Annotated in this window: 16 protein-coding genes; 12 read left to right on the top strand and 4 right to left on the bottom strand. The window is 44.3% G+C overall.

Annotated features, from left to right (window positions below; genetic code table 11):
• Both AB204_RS23330 and ppc read left to right on the top strand, forming a co-directional pair.
• On the top strand, nucleotides 1-224 hold a 224-nt coding region (locus AB204_RS23330), incomplete at its 5' end, for a hypothetical protein (RefSeq protein ID WP_235428009.1).
• A gap of 165 nt (nucleotides 225-389) precedes the next feature.
• Nucleotides 390-3,026: a phosphoenolpyruvate carboxylase gene (gene ppc / locus AB204_RS02075; RefSeq protein ID WP_047961721.1), complete on the top strand. Its 2,637-nt coding sequence runs from the start codon at nucleotides 390-392 to the stop codon at nucleotides 3,024-3,026.
• A gap of 64 nt (nucleotides 3,027-3,090) precedes the next feature.
• Here ppc and metF read toward each other — a convergent pair whose 3' ends face one another.
• Complete coding sequence (metF, locus tag AB204_RS02070) at nucleotides 3,091-3,978, bottom strand: methylenetetrahydrofolate reductase (RefSeq protein ID WP_047961720.1); 888 nt, start codon at nucleotides 3,976-3,978, stop codon at nucleotides 3,091-3,093.
• A 357-nt stretch (nucleotides 3,979-4,335) separates the two neighbouring features.
• Between metF and AB204_RS02065 the strand changes: the two genes are divergently transcribed.
• Nucleotides 4,336-5,151, top strand: coding sequence for a DUF3800 domain-containing protein (locus AB204_RS02065; RefSeq protein WP_084728504.1), 816 nt, complete (start codon nucleotides 4,336-4,338; stop codon nucleotides 5,149-5,151).
• Between the two features lie 150 nt (nucleotides 5,152-5,301).
• Here the strand turns inward: AB204_RS02065 and argE are convergent, their stop codons facing one another.
• A complete protein-coding gene (gene argE, locus AB204_RS02060) occupies nucleotides 5,302-6,459 on the bottom strand; it encodes an acetylornithine deacetylase (protein WP_047961719.1) in 1,158 nt (385 codons plus the stop codon).
• A gap of 102 nt (nucleotides 6,460-6,561) precedes the next feature.
• On the opposite strand from argE, the gene argC reads away from it, so the two are divergent.
• The 5 genes from argC (at nucleotide 6,562) to oxyR (ending at nucleotide 12,123) form a co-directional block, all read left to right on the top strand.
• Entirely contained in the window at nucleotides 6,562-7,566 is a 1,005-nt protein-coding gene (gene argC, locus AB204_RS02055; RefSeq protein WP_047961718.1) for an N-acetyl-gamma-glutamyl-phosphate reductase, read from the top strand.
• 69 nt (nucleotides 7,567-7,635) lie between these two features.
• Nucleotides 7,636-8,409, top strand: a complete 774-nt coding sequence (argB, locus tag AB204_RS02050; RefSeq protein ID WP_047961717.1) for an acetylglutamate kinase — start codon at nucleotides 7,636-7,638, stop codon at nucleotides 8,407-8,409.
• 68 nt (nucleotides 8,410-8,477) lie between these two features.
• Nucleotides 8,478-9,689, top strand: a complete 1,212-nt coding sequence (locus tag AB204_RS02045) for an argininosuccinate synthase (RefSeq protein ID WP_047961716.1) — start codon at nucleotides 8,478-8,480, stop codon at nucleotides 9,687-9,689.
• Between the two features lie 44 nt (nucleotides 9,690-9,733).
• Nucleotides 9,734-11,107 carry an argininosuccinate lyase gene (argH, locus tag AB204_RS02040; protein WP_047961715.1) on the top strand — a complete coding sequence of 458 codons (1,374 nt, stop codon included), beginning with the start codon at nucleotides 9,734-9,736 and terminating at the stop codon, nucleotides 11,105-11,107.
• 98 nt (nucleotides 11,108-11,205) lie between these two features.
• Nucleotides 11,206-12,123 carry a DNA-binding transcriptional regulator OxyR gene (gene oxyR / locus AB204_RS02035; protein WP_047961714.1) on the top strand — a complete coding sequence of 306 codons (918 nt, stop codon included), beginning with the start codon at nucleotides 11,206-11,208 and terminating at the stop codon, nucleotides 12,121-12,123.
• Here oxyR and sthA read toward each other — a convergent pair.
• On the bottom strand, nucleotides 12,115-13,512 hold the full coding sequence (gene sthA, locus AB204_RS02030; RefSeq protein ID WP_047961713.1) for a Si-specific NAD(P)(+) transhydrogenase: 1,398 nt from the start codon (nucleotides 13,510-13,512) through the stop codon (nucleotides 12,115-12,117). The two genes, oxyR and sthA, sit on opposite strands and share 9 nt — an antisense overlap.
• 207 nt (nucleotides 13,513-13,719) lie before the next feature.
• Between sthA and fabR the strand changes: the two genes are divergently transcribed.
• On the top strand, nucleotides 13,720-14,382 hold the full coding sequence (gene fabR / locus AB204_RS02025; RefSeq protein WP_047961712.1) for an HTH-type transcriptional repressor FabR: 663 nt from the start codon (nucleotides 13,720-13,722) through the stop codon (nucleotides 14,380-14,382).
• 21 nt (nucleotides 14,383-14,403) lie between these two features.
• Nucleotides 14,404-14,781 (top strand): YijD family membrane protein, encoded by a 378-nt coding sequence (locus AB204_RS02020; protein ID WP_047961711.1) that lies wholly within the window; start codon nucleotides 14,404-14,406, stop codon nucleotides 14,779-14,781.
• 143 nt (nucleotides 14,782-14,924) lie between these two features.
• On the opposite strand, the gene trmA is transcribed toward AB204_RS02020, so the two are convergent.
• Nucleotides 14,925-16,025 carry a tRNA (uridine(54)-C5)-methyltransferase TrmA gene (gene trmA, locus AB204_RS02015; RefSeq protein WP_047961710.1) on the bottom strand — a complete coding sequence of 367 codons (1,101 nt, stop codon included), beginning with the start codon at nucleotides 16,023-16,025 and terminating at the stop codon, nucleotides 14,925-14,927.
• Between the two features lie 221 nt (nucleotides 16,026-16,246).
• Here trmA and btuB point away from each other — a divergent pair, with 221 nt between their 5' ends.
• Both btuB and murI read left to right on the top strand, forming a co-directional pair.
• Nucleotides 16,247-18,061 carry a TonB-dependent vitamin B12 receptor BtuB gene (gene btuB / locus AB204_RS02010; RefSeq protein ID WP_047961709.1) on the top strand — a complete coding sequence of 605 codons (1,815 nt, stop codon included), beginning with the start codon at nucleotides 16,247-16,249 and terminating at the stop codon, nucleotides 18,059-18,061.
• A complete protein-coding gene (gene murI, locus AB204_RS02005) occupies nucleotides 18,006-18,869 on the top strand; it encodes a glutamate racemase (RefSeq protein WP_047961708.1) in 864 nt (287 codons plus the stop codon). The genes btuB and murI overlap by 56 nt, the downstream gene beginning before the upstream one ends.
• Nucleotides 18,870-18,970 lie beyond the last annotated feature (101 nt).

Below are 18,970 nucleotides of genomic sequence, written 5' to 3'. Positions count from 1 at the left end.
TCCAGTCATCAGGGAGCAACAGGCTCCCGCTTTTAGGCACTATAAGGCCGGAAATCTGCGAGGAACCACGCCTCATCTCTCAATTCCAGCACGGTGCCAAAGGTTCAGTGGTTGGGATGCGTTCATTACATTCTATATTGAAAAAACAATTTATTGAAAAAAACAAGTTTATTGAGAACAAACAAGGCAAGCAATCGAATTGTCTTATAAAAAACAAGTCTTGATTAAATTTCATAAAATCCGCCCAAATTGTTTGTTTTCTGATATGAATAGAGCGTTAGAGATAAACAAAAGAACAGCTCTAATCTTGACAGATACAGGGTAGATGCCGATTGAACCAGCTATCTGGTGAAATGGGTGACATACAGCAACACAGGGCCAGAAACCACATGAATCAACAATATTCCGCAATGCGAAGTAATGTCAGTATGCTCGGTAAGTTGCTGGGCGACACGATTAAAGAGGCTTTGGGAGAAGACATTCTTGATAAGGTTGAAATGATCAGGAAGTTATCCAAATCATCCCGTGCAGGTAACGAGGCTCATCGTCAGCAGCTTTTATCGACACTGGAAAATTTATCTAATGATGAATTACTCCCTGTCGCTCGTGCCTTTAACCAGTTTTTAAATTTGGCTAACGTTGCCGAACAATATCACAGCATTTCGCCTCATGGTGAAGCTGCGAGTAATCCGGTAGCGCTGGCAGCATTATTCAATCGTCTGAAAGACAAACAATTCAGTAATGATGATTTGATCAAAGCAGTGAATGACTTAGCGATTGAACTAGTCTTGACGGCACACCCGACAGAAATTGCCCGCCGAACATTGATTCATAAACTCGTTGAAGTGAATGGTTGTTTGGCACAGCTTGACCATGATGATTTGGCCGATTATGAGCACAATAATATCATGCGTCGCCTGCGCCAGTTGATCGCCCAATCATGGCATACCGATGAAATTCGCAAAATCCGCCCAACGCCAATTGATGAAGCAAAATGGGGATTTGCGGTAGTTGAAAACAGTCTGTGGGAAGGTGTGCCAGCGTTCCTGCGTGAATTCAATGAACAACTGGAAGAATCCATCGGATATAGCTTGCCAGTGGAAGCCGTGCCAGTTCGTTTCACTTCCTGGATGGGGGGAGATCGTGATGGTAACCCTAATGTTACCGCCGAAATTACCCGCCATGTCCTGTTGCTCAGCCGTTGGAAGGCCGCAGATCTGTTTTTGAAAGATATTCAGATTCTCGTTTCTGAACTCTCCATGTCGGAATGTACACCTGAACTGCGCCAAATGGCGGGTGGTGAGCATGTTTTAGAGCCTTACCGTGAAATTGCCAAACAATTGCGAACGCAATTAAGTAACACTCTGGCTTATTTGGAGAAATGTCTTAAAGGTGAACAAGCCTTGCCACCAGCGGATTTGTTGCTGCATAACGAACAGCTATGGCAACCCTTGTATGCTTGTTATCAATCCCTGAAAGCCTGCGGGATGGAGATTATTGCGAATGGGCAGTTGCTGGATACCTTGCGACGGGTCCGCTGCTTTGGCCTCTCTTTGGTACGTATCGATGTTCGTCAGGAAAGTACCCGTCATACTGACGCCATTGCAGAGTTAACGCAATATTTGGAAATGGGAGATTATGCGAGCTGGCCTGAGGCCGAGAAACAGGCATTTCTGCTGCGTGAATTAAACTCGAAACGGCCTCTGATCCCGCGTGACTGGCAGCCAAGTGCAGACACCCAAGAGGTTTTTGCAACTTGCAAAGTCATTGCCGAATCGCCACAAGATGCGATTGCCGCTTATGTTATTTCCATGGCGAAAGTGCCTTCTGATGTTTTGGCTGTGAAATTATTGCTGAAAGAGGCAGGTTGTTCATTGTCATTACCCGTAGCGCCGTTGTTCGAAACCCTTGATGACCTGAATAACGCAGAAAGTGTGATTCGGCAATTGCTGGGAATAACCTGGTATCGCGATCTGATTAAGGATAAGCAGATGGTGATGATCGGTTATTCAGATTCAGCGAAAGATGCCGGGGTGATGGCGGCATCTTGGGCACAATACCGGGCACAGGATGCGTTGATCAAATTGTGTGAACAAGAAGGTGTGACATTAACTTTGTTCCACGGACGCGGCGGCACGATTGGTCGTGGTGGTGCGCCAGCACACTCTGCTTTGCTCTCTCAGCCACCGGGCAGTCTGAAAGGGGGATTGCGTGTCACCGAGCAGGGAGAAATGATCCGCTTTAAGTTCGGCTTGCCGCAAGTGACGATCAGCAGTCTGGCTTTGTATGCCAGTGCGATACTGGAAGCAAACTTATTGCCACCGCCGGAACCCAAACCAGAATGGCATCAGATCATGGATACGCTCTCGGATGTTTCCTGCGATATGTATCGTGATTATGTGCGTGAACAACCGGAGTTTGTGCCTTATTTCAGGGCCGCAACGCCTGAGCAAGAATTAGCAAAATTACCGTTGGGTTCGCGACCGGCTAAACGTCGTCCGACTGGCGGTGTAGAAAGTCTGCGAGCTATCCCGTGGATATTCGCATGGACACAGAACCGCCTGATGTTGCCGGCATGGTTGGGAGCGGGCGCAGCACTGCAACGCATCATCGATGAAGGAAAACTATCGGTTTTAACGGATATGTGCCGCGACTGGCCATTCTTCAATACACGTATCGCCATGTTGGAGATGGTGTTTGCCAAAGCGGATTTATGGCTGGCGGAGTATTACGACCAACGTTTGGTGGAGCCAAAACTGTGGCCTCTGGGAGTAAAATTGCGCAATCAGCTTGCGGAGAATATCAAAACGGTACTCGTCATTGCGCAGGATGAGCAATTGATGGCGAATTTACCGTGGATTGCAGAATCCATCGCTTTGCGTAACGTATATACCGATCCGTTGAACGTACTACAAGCGGAATTGCTACAGCGTTCTCGCCAACAGGAAAATCCTGACCCGCATCTTGAACAGGCGCTGATGGTGACCATTGCAGGTGTTGCGGCAGGAATGCGCAATACGGGGTAGTTTTTTAAGAATTTTCAAATCATCAAAGCCGAATGGGGAACTGTTCGGCTTTGATTTAAAATCATTAAGAAGGCCGGACGCCTAACGTATGGCAGATGGCATAACTCAGTTCTGCCCGGTTCAGGGTATAAAAATGAAAATCTTTCACCCCTTCACGACTGAGAATTTTTACCATGTCCATTGCGATAGAAGCACCGACTAAGTTGCGGCTTTCCGGGTCATCCTCCAGCCCTTCAAACATTCTTGTCATCCAACTTGGAATACGAACATTAGTTATGGTGGCAAATCGTTGTAACTGACGGAAGTTCGAAACAGGCAAAATGCCCGGTACAATTTCTACATCAATTCCCGTTGCGACGCAGCGATCGCGAAAACGCAGGTAACTTTCCACATCGAAAAAGAATTGGGTAATGGCACGATTGGCTCCCGCATCAATTTTGCGCTTTAGATTAATCAGATCAGCCTGCGCGCTTTTCGCTTCTGGATGTACTTCCGGGTAAGCAGCAACAGAGATATCAAAATCGGCCTCTTTTTTTAAAAGCTCTACTAAATCAGCACCATACATTTCTGGTTTGCCGCTGTCATTAGGTAAATCGCCACGTAACGCCACGATATGGCGAATGCCATTTCGCCAATAATCATGGGCAATATCGCGTAGCTCTTCACGGCTGGCATCAATGCAGGTCAGGTGTGGTGCTGCATCCAATCCCGTTTTTTCTTTGATTCCCTTGATGATGCTATGAGTACGATTACGTTCACCTGAGTTGGCTCCATAAGTGACGGAGACAAATTTGGGTTTCAGCTTGCTCAAACGGTCAATGGATTTCCACAGGGTTTGTTCCATCTCAGGAGTACTGGGTGGAAAGAATTCAAAGGAAACTCGAATTTGCCCATCAAGTTCAGCTAAATTCTGATTCAGCGCTTCTCGCTGATTAGCGTGAAAAAAACTCATACCCTGTGCCCTCTTGAACAAGCGGAGTTTTTGGCTATATCCGCTTATTTTTGGATGTTTAAATGTTTATATGTCTATCCGTTTAGATGTCTAAATAGAATGAGCGAAGCGGGATTTTTAGTCAATTGAGAAATGGCTTATTTCCGATGAGTAATATTCAAAGTGATCAGGAAATAAATTCATGTTTGGGGGATGGTTTGCATTTAAACCTGTTTGAATGAAGAGTTATCATCAGTCTGTATTGGATGCTATTTATACTAGTGCTATGGTAAAAAAGAAGCAGGTGTACTTTTTTATAAGGTGGTTTGTATTTTGATCGAATAGAGAAGTAAAAATTAAAACAAGGAAAGCGAAAGTATGAATAGTGCTGAAAGCCAACTAATTACTCAAAAAATTTTATCCATTGATGAACAAAGAGATTTTAGCGATTTTGTAGTATATGTTGATGAAAGTGGGGATCACGGCTTGGTGCAACTTGATAAAAATTACCCTGTATTTGTTTTAGCTTTTTGTATTTTCTACAAGGAACATTATCTTTCGAAAGTAGTACCAAAGTTACAGAAGCTTAAATTTGACTATTTCGGTCATGATCTTGTGATCCTTCATGAACATGAAATCCGTAAAGAAAAAGGAGACTTTACAATTTTTAAGAATAGGGAAGAAAAGAATCAGTTCCTAGATCGACTGAACTCTATCATCAGTGAAAGTAACTTTATACTGTCATCATGCGTGATTGAAAAGCACAAATTGAACGTTAACAAAGATGAGATTCAGAACCCGTATCACATTGCATTACGTCATTGCCTAGAGACTTTATATGATTTTGTAGTAGAAAAAGGGCAACAAGAGCGAGAAACGCACGTTATTATGGAAAAACGGGGAATTAAAGAAGACCGTGAGCTTGAGCTGGAGTTTCGTCGAATTTGTGATGGAGAAAATAAATATCACAGAGATTTACCCTTTAAGATCAGGATGGCAGCCAAAACAAGTAATTCCTCTGGTCTACAACTCGCTGATTTAGTTGCTAGACCTATTGGTAGACATGTTTTGAAACCAGAGCAGTTTAACCGAGCATTCGATATATTGAAGGAAAAGTTCTATTGTGAAGGAGGAAGAAATGCTGTTGGGATGGGATATAAACAGTGGGGGTTAAAAATTTTTCCCCAGCCCTAAATAGCGAAAAACCCCGATGCACTCACCGAGGTTATAACGCCGACCGGGCACTCCCAATCCATTTATAGTACTAATTATGAGCATTTTTTGAGAGAAAATCAATTAGTAATTTGACGATTGGGAGAACAGTTGTTTTTAGTTCACGGCTTTTTAATGGGGGCTCAAACAAAAATGCTCCACAAGCTGCGAAAGCAGTTTCCTTGTTGGTTCAATAAATGCCATGTCCAAGAATTCATCGGGTTGATGTGCTTGTTCAATCGAACCCGGGCCTAAGACTAATGTCGGACACAACTCCTGAATAAAAGGGGCTTCTGTACAGTAGTTGACGGTATCCGCTTTCGTTCCCAACAATTTTTCAATCACGCCAACCAGTTTATGGTCTGTTGGGCACTCATAACCCGGAACCGGGGGGTGGAGTTCCGTCACGTTCAGGCGCCCAGGCCAGCGTTGTTTTACGGGTTCCAGTGCCTCATCAAGCAATCCGTTTAAATCCTGCAAAGTTAATCCAGGAAGAGGGCGGATATCCATATGCAGCTCGCAGCAAGCACAGATGCGGTTTGCAGCATCCCCGCCATGAATATGGCCGAAATTCATGGTCGGATAGGGAATGACAAAGGCCGGATTGTGATAGCGTTCTTGCAAAGTGTTGCGCAGTTTCATCAATTGAGTAATGGATTCATGCATCAGATCAATGGCATTAACACCTCGCGCGGGATCGCTGGAATGCCCTGATTTTCCTTCAATACGGATCGATTGAGCCATATGTCCTTTATGGGCGCGGATCGGTTGTAATGATGTTGGTTCGCCAATAATTGCGAAATCAGGCCGAATGTTGGCATTGGCAGCAAAGTAACGTGCTCCGGCCATTGATGTTTCTTCATCAGCGGTAGCCAGAATATAAAGAGGATGAGAGAGTTTACTGACATCAATATCCCGCAGAGCATCAACGATAAAGGCAAAAAAACCTTTCATATCAGCCGTTCCAAGCCCATATAACTTACCATCGCATTCGGTCAGTGTGAATGGATCTTGTGTCCAGCGCCCTGCATCAAAAGGAACGGTATCCGTATGACCGCACAGTAGTAACCCTCCCGAACCACTGCCCAATGTAGCCAGTAGATTGAATTTACCCCGGGTTTCAGGGACTGCTTGAATTTCAATCGAAAAACCAATCTCTTTTAGCCATTCCGCCAGAAGATTGATAACAACTTCATTGCTTTGATCCAGCTCCGCATCGATGGCACTGATAGAAGGCGCTGCAATGAGCTGATGATATAACTTAATAAATGGCGGTAATTTGATATTCACTGTTGACAGCCCTTACTCATAATAGTATCAATATTAATTCATTTTAACTGAATAAAAATGCAATTATATCGTTGGGTTAATACTACAAGGTGAATAAATCCCATGTTGAATGCTTTGATAGTTGGTGCCAGTGGTTATACCGGAGCTGAGTTAGCAGCATATCTGCAACGCCATCCTCATGTCCATCTCTCCGGTTTGATGGTTTCTTCCCAAAGTTTAGATGCGGGGACATGTTTTTCATCACTTTACCCGCAATATAAAGGCATGCTTGATTTACCCTTACAGCCGTTGACTGATGTTTCTGAGGCGGCGCGTGGTATTGATGTGGTTTTTCTCGCGACGGCTCATGAGGTCAGCCATGACATTGCACCAATATTTCTGGAATCGGGCTGTATTGTGTTTGATTTATCAGGTGCCTACCGCGTACAAAATACACAGTTTTATAAAAAATACTATGGATTCGAACATAAAAATTCAGCATGGTTAGAGCAGGCAGTGTATGGGTTGGCAGAATGGCAGGCAGAAAAAATCAAGCAAGCCCGGTTGGTTGCGGTGCCCGGTTGTTACCCTACTGTTTCCCAACTTTCATTGAAACCACTGCTCGAAAAAAATTTACTGGATACGGAATATTGGCCCGTGATCAATGCGGTCAGTGGTGTCAGTGGCGCTGGGCGGAAGGCATCAATAACCAACAGTTTCTGTGAAGTCAGTTTGCAACCTTATGGTGTTTTTAACCATCGCCATCAACCTGAAATTGCGACACATTTAGGTACAGAAGTGATCTTCACACCTCATTTGGGCAATTTTTCACGCGGGATTCTTGCCACAATTACCTGCAAACTGAAATCGGGTGTGACAGAAGAACAAGTTAGAGAGACTTATCTACAGGCTTATCACGATAAGCCGCTGGTACGTTTATATAGTCAAGGTGTACCTGCGCTGAAATCTGTTGTTGGTTTGCCGTTCTGCGATATTGGTTTCGCTGTTCAGGGGCAACACCTGATCATCGTGGGAGCTGAGGATAATTTGCTGAAAGGTGCCGCCGCACAGGCCGTGCAGTGCATGAATATTCGTTTTGGGTATGAGGAAACGCAGGCGTTGCTTTAATCCAAAATAGATTGAATTCCAAAGAATCAAAATTCCGACAGATGTTAATACTGACAGAGGATAAATCCGATGGAGCCGTTAGTTATCAAGTTGGGTGGAGTGCTATTAGATAGCGAAGAAGCACTGGAACGTTTATTTACCACATTGCAGTTATACCGAAAAACCCATAAGCGCCCGCTGGTCATTGTCCATGGTGGTGGCTGTTTGGTTGATGAGCTGATGCAGAAATTGCAGTTACCGATTTTGAAACAGCAAGGTCTGCGAGTCACGCCAGCAGATCAAATCGATATCATTACCGGAACCTTGGCGGGAACAGCCAACAAGAAGTTACTGGCATGGGCAATAAAATATCGATTGCCTGCCATTGGGTTATGTCTGGGAGATGGTGGCATTGTGAAAGTATCCCAACTTGATGAAACGTTTGGTCATACAGGAAAGGCTCAGCCCGGACGCTCCGATTTCCTGAACATTTTGCTGGATGTGGGCTATATGCCGATTATCAGTTCAATTGGCATGACGGAACACGGTGAATTGATGAATGTGAATGCGGATCAGGCTGCGACGGCCATTGCACAAGTGTTAAACGCAGATTTGGTTTTGTTATCTGATGTTAGCGGTATTTTGGATGGCAAGGGTCAGAAAATCCCAGAAGCGACATCGGAAAAGATCGAACAGCTTATTGAGCAGGGCATTATTACCGATGGCATGATTGTAAAAGTGAATGCAGCTCTGGAAGCCGCAAAAACGCTCGGGCAGCCAGTGGATATTGCGAGTTGGCGACATGCGGAACAATTGATTGCGTTATTTAATGGCATCCCTGTCGGCACACGAATTTTGGGCTGATGAATTTTTGGGTTGATTGAGAACATGGCCTTTGGCTGAGATAAAAACAAAATTAAAAGGTTATCCCTATGACGAAAAGCATTAAAAAAATTGTGTTGGCATATTCCGGTGGGTTGGATACCTCTGCCATTATTCCGTGGCTGAAAGAACATTATGATAATTGTGAAGTGATCGCGTTTGTTGCTGATGTCGGCCAAAGTCGTGAAGATCTGGAAGGTGTCGAGCAGAAAGCATTACGTTCTGGTGCTTCTGAATGCTACGTCGTTGATCTGCGTGAAGAGTTCATCAAAGAGTATGTTTATCCTGTGCTGAAAGCCGGTGCGTTGTATGAAGGCAGTTACCTGCTTGGTACGTCAATGGCCCGCCCAATCATTGCCAAAGCACAGGTTGAACTGGCATTGAAAGTGGGAGCAGATGCCGTGGCCCACGGTGCAACGGGTAAAGGTAATGATCAGGTTCGGTTTGAAAGTACTTATACCGCTTTGGCACCGCATCTGAAAGTTGTTGCCCCGTGGCGGGAGTGGGATCTGCGTTCCCGTGAGGCGCTGCTGGATTATTTGAAAGTTCGTGATATCCCCACAACCGCAACGCTGGAAAAAATTTATAGCCGTGATGAAAACGCGTGGCACATCTCAACTGAAGGTGGGGTGTTGGAAAGCACGTGGAATGCCGCCAATAAAGATTGTTGGGTGTGGACAGCCGAGCCAGAAGACGCGCCTAATGAACCAGAATATGTCACTGTCACAGTTGAGAAAGGTGAAGTGATTGGTGTGAATGGTCAATCTCTTTCGCCTTATCAATGCCTTAACGAATTGAATGTCTTAGGGGCTAAGCACGGCATTGGGCGGATCGATATCGTGGAAAACCGTTTGGTGGGCATGAAATCCCGTGGCTGTTATGAAACTCCGGGCGGAACCATCATGATGGAAGCACTGCGTGGTATTGAGCAATTGGTGCTGGATCGCGATAGCTTCAAATGGCGTCAGCAACTGGGGCTGGAAATGTCTTATGTTGTTTATGATGGGCGTTGGTTTGCACCGTTGCGTCAATCAATTCAGGCAGCGGCAGAAATGTTGGCAGACAGTGTCAGCGGTGAAGTTGTTCTGAAACTCTATAAAGGGCAGGTGACAGCCGTGCAGAAAAAATCAGCCAATAGTCTCTATTCTGAAGAGTTCGCTACTTTTGGTGAGGATGAGGTTTACGATCACAGCCATGCTGAAGGATTTATCCGCCTCTATTCGCTTTCTTCACGTATCCGTGCGTTGAATGGCAAAAAGTAATTTCTTGGTAAACGATAGTCAATAGAGAGAACAGGAAGGATATTATGGCACTTTGGGGCGGACGTTTCAGTCAGGAAGCCGATCAGCGGTTCAAGCAATTCAACGATTCACTGCGTTTTGATTACCGTTTGGCTGAGCAGGATATTATTGGTTCAGTTGCATGGTCAAAAGCGTTGGTTACGGTGGGAGTATTAACTACCGGAGAGCAGCAAAAGCTGGAGCTGGCTTTGAACGAGCTACTGGATGAAGTGCGAATCAGCCCCAAGGCCATTTTGCAAAGTGATGCGGAAGATATTCACAGTTGGGTAGAAGGGCAACTTATTACGAAAGTGGGTGATTTGGGGAAAAAACTTCATACAGGACGTAGCCGTAATGATCAGGTCGCAACCGACCTGAAATTATGGTGTAAAGATCAGATTGCCCATATCCTGAACGCATTAATTGAGTTGCAGCAAGCATTGGTACTCACCGCTGAAAATAATCAGGATGCAGTGATGCCCGGTTATACCCATTTACAGCGGGCGCAACCCGTCACTTTTGCTCATTGGTGTCTTGCCTATGCGGAAATGTTGGGGCGTGACGAAAGCCGTTTGCAAGATACATTGAAGCGGTTGGATGTCAGTCCGTTGGGATGTGGCGCGTTGGCAGGAACGGCTTACGATATCGATAGGGAGCAATTGGCATCATGGTTAGGTTTTGCTTCGGCAACACGCAATAGCTTGGATAGTGTTTCCGATCGGGATCATGTCTTGGAGCTATTGTCAGATGCAAGCATTAGTATGATCCACCTTTCGCGTTTCGCAGAAGATCTGATTTTCTTTAATAGCGGTGAAGCCGGATTTATTGAATTGTCAGATCGGGTAACTTCCGGTTCTTCTTTGATGCCACAAAAGAAAAACCCAGATGCACTGGAGCTTATTCGTGGGAAGTGTGGCCGGGTTCAGGGGGCCTTAACAGGGATGATGATGACGCTGAAAGGGCTTCCGCTTGCTTACAATAAAGATATGCAGGAAGACAAGGAAGGCTTGTTTGATGCACTGGATACCTGGTTGGATTGCTTGCATATGGCGACACTGGTATTGGATGGCATTCAAGTGAAACGTTCTCGTTGTGAGGAGGCAGCAAAGCAGGGATATGCCAACGCAACTGAGCTGGCTGATTATCTGGTGGCAAAAGATGTTCCATTCCGTGAAGCACATCACATTGTTGGTGAGGTTGTGGTAGAAGCAATTACTAAAGGCAAGGCACTGGAAGAACTCTCTTTACTTGAATTACAAAAATTCAGCGATGTTATTTCAGTGGATGTTTATGACGTTTTATCATTGCAATCCTGTCTGGATAAGCGTCTGGCAAAAGGCGGCGTAGCACAAAAACAAGTGAAGCAAGCGATTGCCCAAGCGAAGCGGCGATTCCGGTAAAAAAACCAATAATCACAAGCGGTTGATAGTTTTTTGCCCTCATGGATATAATGATTTATAGATCAATACTATCATTGATATCAAAAGCAGAGGTGGGAATGAATATCCGCGATCTGGAATACCTTGTGGCACTTGCTGAATATCGGCACTTTCGCCGAGCCGCTGATGCTTGTCATGTCAGCCAACCAACATTGAGTGGACAAATCCGCAAATTGGAAGATGAATTGGGCGTGATGCTGCTGGAACGCACTAGCCGTAAGGTATTGTTTACCCAACAGGGTATGTTGTTGGTGGAACAGGCCAAAACCATATTGCGTGAAGTCAAAGTCTTGCAGGAGATGGCTTCTCTTCAAGGTGAAAGTATGTCTGGGCCGCTGCATATCGGTCTTATTCCTACCATCGGCCCCTATCTTTTACCGATAATCATTCCTGAATTGCATAAATTGTTCCCCAAATTAGAAATGTATTTACATGAGGAGCAAACCCAAAACTTGCTGGCGCAGCTTGATAGCGGAAAGCTTGATTGTGCCATTTTGGCGTTGGTGAAAGAAACTGAGGCATTTATTGAAGTGCCACTTTTTGAAGAGCCTATGAAACTGGCCGTGTATGAAGAACATAAGTGGGCAGAGCGAGATCAGGTCAAAATGGGTGAGCTGGCCGGTGAGAAATTACTGATGCTGGAAGATGGTCATTGTTTACGTGATCAGGCAATGGGTTTCTGTTTTCAGGCGGGAGCCAAAGAAGATACCCATTTCAGGGCAACCAGTCTGGAAACGTTGCGTAATATGGTGGCAGCGGGTAGTGGTATTACATTATTGCCTGAATTATCGGTTCCACGAGAGAGGAAACGTGATGGTGTATGCTATCTGGAATGTGATCAACCGATACCCAAGCGCTCCATTATATTGGTCTATCGCCCCGGCTCACCTCTGCGTGGTCGCTATGAGCAATTGGCAGAGGCGATTAGGGTTAAAATGGGTAATTATTTCGACGTTCTTGAAAAAATATCAAAATAACCGGTTTAACCCATTGAGCGCTGCAACACGGTAGGCTTCCGCCATCGTTGGATAGTTGAAGGTAGTATTAACGAAATATTCGATATTATTGCCTTCACCTTTTTGTTCCATGATGGCCTGTCCGATATGAATGATCTCTGCTGCACGTTCGCCAAAACAGTGAATACCCAAGATCTGTTTTGTTTCACGGTGGAATAGGATTTTGATGCTGCCGACATTCATTCCCGCAATTTGTGCTCTTGCCAGATGTTTGAATTGAGCGCGTCCTACCTCATAAGGGATTTTCATGGTGGTTAGTTGCTGCTCGGTCTTACCAACTGAACTGATTTCAGGAATGGTATAAATTCCTGTTGGGATGTCTTCCACCAGATACAAGTCTGCGTTACCCGTTGTGATCGCTCTTGCTGCAATGCGCCCTTGATCATAGGCCGCAGAAGCCAGACTTGGATAGCCGATAACATCACCAACCGCGTAGATATTTTCATTGCTGGTCTGGTAGACACGGTTAACTTTCAGTAAGCCACGACTGTCTGTTTTCAACCCGACATTTTCCAAACCCAGCGTGTCTGTATTACCTGTTCGGCCATTGGCATATAGCAGGCAATCAGCTTTAACTTTTTTGCCGGACTTCAGGTGAACAATTACACCATCATCAACACCTTCGATCTTTTCATATTCTTCATTGTGGCGGATGATAACGCCACTATTCCAGAAATGGTAAGACAGGGCATCAGACATTTCTTGATCAAGGAAAGACAACAGATGATCACGGGTATTGATCAAATCTATTTTAACGCCCAGCCCCCGGAATATAGAAGCATATTCACAGCCAATGACCCCCGCCCCATAAATAATCACGTGACGTGGTTCATGATCCAATTGCAGGATAGTATCGCTGTTATAAATGCGGGAATGGGTAAAATCGACGTCAGGAGGGCAGTAAGGACGGGAACCAGTGGCAATGATGATTTTATCCGCGCTTAATACGTCAACACTACCATCGGCATAACGAACACTGACCCGATGCTCATCAATGAATGTTGCTTCTCCTGCAAACATCCGGCATCGATTGCGTTCATAAAACCCTTGGCGCATTTTCGTTTGCTGGTTAATGACAACTTCAGCATGGCGTAGGATTTCAGAAAACGATGAGCGAAGAATGCGGGAGTTATCACTGTAAAGAGGATTTTGATTAAATTCGATAATGCGACTGACAGCATGGCGGAGAGCTTTCGACGGAATGGTGCCCCAGTGAGTACATCCACCACCGACATTATTGTAACGTTCTATAACAGCAACGTTTTTACCTTGTTTCACCAACCCCATTGCTGCTCCTTCCCCGCCGGGACCAGAGCCAATTACAATGGCATCAAAATGAGTATATTGCATAGAGGAAAGACCTGTTTTTACACAAAATAACAACTCTATCTTAACATTACTTGATGTAATAACCCAATGAGCATACGGTTTTTATCTCATTGTTCAGAAATAAAACAGAAAAACATCGAATAATATCTTTAAGAGAACAATCACAGCAAACCCCGCAGAATCTGTTATATTTGCCTCATTATAGGGTCAAGATAGATCAGGATTGTTGTGAGTAACGTAACCGGCGTTAGAGCAAAACAGAAAGAAAAAACCCGTCGCTCCCTGATTGAAGCAGCATTCAGTCAACTTAGCGCTGAACGTAGTTTCACCAGCTTGAGTTTGCGTGAAGTGGCTCGCGAAGCTGGTATTGCACCGACTTCTTTCTATCGTCATTTTCGGGATGTGGATGAATTAGGTCTGACGATGGTAGATGAAAGTGGTCTGATGTTGCGTCAGTTAATGCGTCAGGCCCGTCAGCGTATTGCAAAGGGTGGCAGCATCATTCGTACTTCTGTTTCAACGTTCATGGAGTTCATAGGCAACAATCCTAACGCGTTCCGGCTATTACTGCGTGAACGCTCCGGTACATCGGCTGAATTTCGTGCGGCTGTGGCACGGGAAATCCAACATTTTATTGCTGAGTTGGCAGACTATCTTGAACAAGCGAGTCATATGCCACGTCATTTTACCGAAATACAAGCCGAGGCGATGGTGACAATCGTGTTCAGTGCAGGTGCAGAAGCGCTGGATATTGATGAGGAAAAAAGGCGTCGCCTCGAAGAGCGTTTAGTTTTACAACTCCGCATGATTTCCAAAGGCGCTTATTATTGGTATCGTCGTGAGCAAGAAAAAAACACTGTCCCTAAAGCGATCCCTAAAACTTCTGAATAATAATGAAAGGAGAATAATACGATGGAACAATACCGCCAAGATAAAAGCACGATGTTGCTGGCTCTTATCGTTGGAATGGCAACACACGGAACTTTCTCAGCATTCTTCAATTCACATGTGCCTTTTTCTGTTTTCCCTATTATCGCATTGGCACTTTCTCTGTATTGTCTCCATCAACGTTATTTAAATTACCCAATGGCAGAAGGGCTGCCAAAACTGGCAACAGGATCTTTCTTCTTGGGCATGTTTATGTATAGCGCATTTATTCGGATGGAATATCCAGAAATTGGTTCTAATTTCCTGCCAGTCGTCATTTCCACTGTCTTGGTATTTTGGATCTATTTAAAGATGAAAGGACGCAAACAGCAGTCAAGGTTCACGGCAGAAAGCCAAAGCTGATAGTTTTTAAAGTTGATAGTTTTTAAAATTGATAGTTTTTAAAGCTGATAATTTTTAGCGAGAACGGTTCAGTAAAAAACGCCACAAGATTAATACGGTGGCGTTTTTGTTTTTCAGTCAGTAGTAATGATCATTTATGGTGGTTAGGCTCTTTTTTCCAGCAGTATGCCGCATTCCATATGGTGGGTATAAGGGAATTGATCAAAGAGTGCCAGTTTGCTGACTGTATGAGTTTGCGTCAGTGTTTCCAGATTTTGGCAGAGTGTTTCTGGATTGCAGGAAATATAGAGGATACGTGGATAGGTTTGAACCATTTTGATGGTATCCTCATCCAGACCGCTGCGTGGTGGGTCAACAAAAATGGTTTCACATTGATAACTCTTTAAGTCAATTCCTTGCAGTCGATTGAACTCTCGCTCTCCGTTCATTGCCTGCGTAAATTCTTCCGCTGACATACGGATAATCTGTACATTATCAATGTGGTTCGCTGCAATGTTAAATTGTGCGGCAGCAACTGAAGGCTTGGCAATTTCCGTTGCCAGTACTCGGTCAAAATTCTGCGCCAGTGCCAGAGAGAAGTTACCATTACCACAATAAAGTTCAAGCAAATCGCCTTTAGAGCCTTTGGTGATATTAATCGCCCACTCCAACATATGAATATTGATGCTGGCATTCGGCTGTGTGAAGCTGTTTTCAACCTGACGGTAAATCATAGTCTTACCTGCGACAGGTAATTCTTCATCTATATAGTCATGATCGAGCATGATTTTGGTTTTTGCAGCGCGCCCAATAAGTTGGACATCAAATCCTTCTGCGATTAATTGGTTGCGCAAAACAGTTGCATGTTCACGCCATTCATCACCCAGTTTTTTATGATAAAGCAGGGAAACAATGATTTTATTGCTGCGGGTGGAAAGGTAATCCACCTGAAACAGCTTATGGCGTAATACGGGATTATCTTTTACGCCAGCAATGATAGCTTGCATCATGCTATTGATAAGCTGATTAGCAACCGGAAATTGATCAATACGGATACGTTGCTTGGTCTGCTGATCAAACATGATATGGTACAGGTCATCTTCCTCATGCCAGATACGGAATTCTGCTCGCATCCTGTAATGTGATGCAGGGGAACGGAAAACTTCAGGCTCAGGTGTATTAAAGGGGGTCATCATTCCTTTTAGACGATGGGCCTTTTCCATCAATTGGTTTTCATAATTTTCCGTTGGCAAAGCATTCTGCATTATCTGGTTCTCGTATGGTCGCGTTAAGAAAAATTTCCGAGCGGCATTGTAGGGGAAGCGTAAAGGTAGGGGAAGCGTAAAGGATGTCCTGTTTTCTGGTTTATTGGCCTCTTTTTTTGATGGGGAGGGATTCTGGACACACTATGGTCTTCATCGTAGCATGACTCTTTATAGTTATTAGTTGCATAGCCGTTAGATATCACTCTCTCATCGCAAATCTTATGACAAATAAAAAACACATTCTTTTAGCTGCTGCATCTGTTGCAGTGTTCTCGGGTTTGAGTCATGCCGCAGTTGCGGATAATCAAGATCCGATAGTCGTTACAGCCAATCGTTTTAAGCAGCCGATTTCCTCAGTTTTAGCACCAATGACGGTAGTGACTCGTGAAGATATAGATAAGTGGCAATCTAGTAGCTTAGTTGATGTCTTACGCCGTTTGCCGAGTGTTGATATTGCGCAGAATGGTGGTATCGGGCAGTATTCATCTCTATTTGTTCGTGGTACAAACTCAAGTCATACACTGGTGCTGGTGGATGGAATCCGTTTGAATCAGGCAGGTATCACGGGCTCGGCTGATTTTAGCCAAATCCCAATTTCAATGGTGCAGCGAATAGAATATATCCGTGGTGCTCGTTCTGCCGTATATGGCTCTGATGCTATCGGTGGGGTAATCAATATCATCACTAAGCGGGAACAACGCGGAACAACACTGAATGCGGGAATAGGATCTAATGGATATCAGAATTACAACGGTTCGACACAGCAAAAACTCGGTGAGAATACTTTATTAACTGCAGCAGCAGGTTATACCTATACCAAAGGGTTTGATGTTGTTGCTGGTAAAAGAAGCAATGAACCTGATCGAGATGGGTTTATGAGCAAAATGTTATGGTTTGGAATTGATCATAAATTCAATGATCAAGTCAGTGGGTTTGTGCGCACATACGGTTACGATAATAGAACCAATTATGATGATGTTTCTACGGATACCCGGGAACTATTCAGCCGTAATTACGAAACCGGAATTCAATTTAATCAAGGTATTTATTCTTCTCAACTCACTGCCAGTTACAGTCATGCTAAAGACTATAATTTCAAACATAAGCGTTATGAGGGAAAGGCGACTCTGAGTGATTCAAAACAATACAACGTGCAATGGGGAAACTTATGGCAGGTTGGTCATGGCGCAATCAGTAGTGGAGTTGATTGGAAAAGGGAATCAGTTGCCGCAGGTTCCAACTATATTCCACAACAAAAAAATGTTGATAACACCGGCTTGTATTTAACAGCGCAGCAAAAAATCCATGATTTTACTTTGGAAGGGGCTGTGCGTTCAGATCGTCACTCTGAATATAATTGGAATACAACATGGCAAACGGGAGCGAGTTGGGAATTCATTGATGGTTATCGTCTTATCGCTTCCTATAGTACGGCATTCAAGGCACCGGCTTTAAACCAGCTTTATAGCCAATTGGGCAATGAAAGTCTTAAACCAGAAAAAAGTAAACAATGGGAAGGTGGAGTTGAAGGATTGACTGGCCCACTGAATTGGCGTTTGTCTGTTTATCGTAATGACATTGAACAATTGATAAATTTTACCAATAACCATTATGAAAATATTGGTAAGGCAAAAATAAAAGGTGTTGAGTGGACGGGAACGATGGATACCGGCTTATTCCAGCACCAACTTACATTACAGTATGTTGATCCGCGTGATGGCAATGATCAGCAATTAACGCGTAGGGCTAAACAGCAAGTTAAATATCAATTAGATTGGGAAGCCTTCAATGTCGATTGGGGAATAACCTACCAATATATTGGTCAGCGTTACGACCAAGATTATAGTGTGTATCCTGCGAAAACAGTGAAATTAGCTGGTGTAAGTCTATGGGACATCAACGCCTCATATCCAATCACTGACCACCTCACAATACGTGCTAGAATAGCTAATCTGTTTGATAAAAATTATGAGACAGCCTATGGCTATCGCACTCCAGGAAGAGAATACTACCTCACTGGCAGCTACAACTTCTGATTTAAACAAGACCACCCGTCCAACGATTCTGGTTTTTGATTCCGGAGTAGGTGGTTTATCTGTCTATCAAGAGATTCGGCAATTATTGCCGGATCTCCACTATATATATGCTTTTGATAATGAAGCATTCCCGTATGGAGAGAAAACGGCCGAAGTGATTATCGACAGGATCATTCAAGTTGTTGATGTCATCCAGAGAAAACATCCTTTGGCAGTTGTCGTTATTGCTTGTAATACGGCCAGTACAGTCAGCCTGCCAGCTCTGCGTGAACGTTTTCCCTTTCCTGTCGTTGGTGTCGTGCCTGCAATTAAACCCGCCGCCAAACTGAGCTGTAACCGTGTTGTTGGATTATTGGCGACACGTGCTACGGTGAATCGCGACTATACCAAAGAATTAATTACCCGATTTGCGACGGATTGTCAGGTCTACTCAATAGGCTCATCTGAGTTGGTGGAATTGGCGGAGAGAAAACTACACGGTAAGGATGTTCCGCTAGAAGAGTTGGAAAAAATACTGAAACCGTGGCTGAAAATGAAAGAGCCTCCGGATACTGTCATTTTAGGTTGTACCCACTTTCCTTTAATAGCAGAAGAGCTTTCACAAGTTTTACCTGATGGAACAAGATTAGTTGATTCAGGAGCAGCTATTGCCCGCAGAACCGCGTGGTTGGTTAAAAATCGGGCTAATTTGTTTTTAACAACGACGGATAACTTGGCTTATTGCACAAAGATGGAGTCAAATAGTGAAGCTTTACGTCCTGTTTTACGTGAATATGGCTTCCTAACGCTCGAAAAACTACCAATTTAAGTGCAATTCGGTGTAATAATCGCCAGTCGGTAATTTTTTTCAAAAAAACTATTGTCAGCGCCGGAAAACTCCCTATAATGCGCCACCACTGACCGACGCTG

Origin of the sequence: Xenorhabdus khoisanae, assembly GCF_001037465.1 — a bacterium.
Lineage (GTDB): Bacteria > Pseudomonadota > Gammaproteobacteria > Enterobacterales > Enterobacteriaceae > Xenorhabdus > Xenorhabdus khoisanae.
The sequence above is the reverse complement of the archived record's forward strand: the minus strand, read 5'-3'. Positions and strand labels throughout refer to the sequence as shown.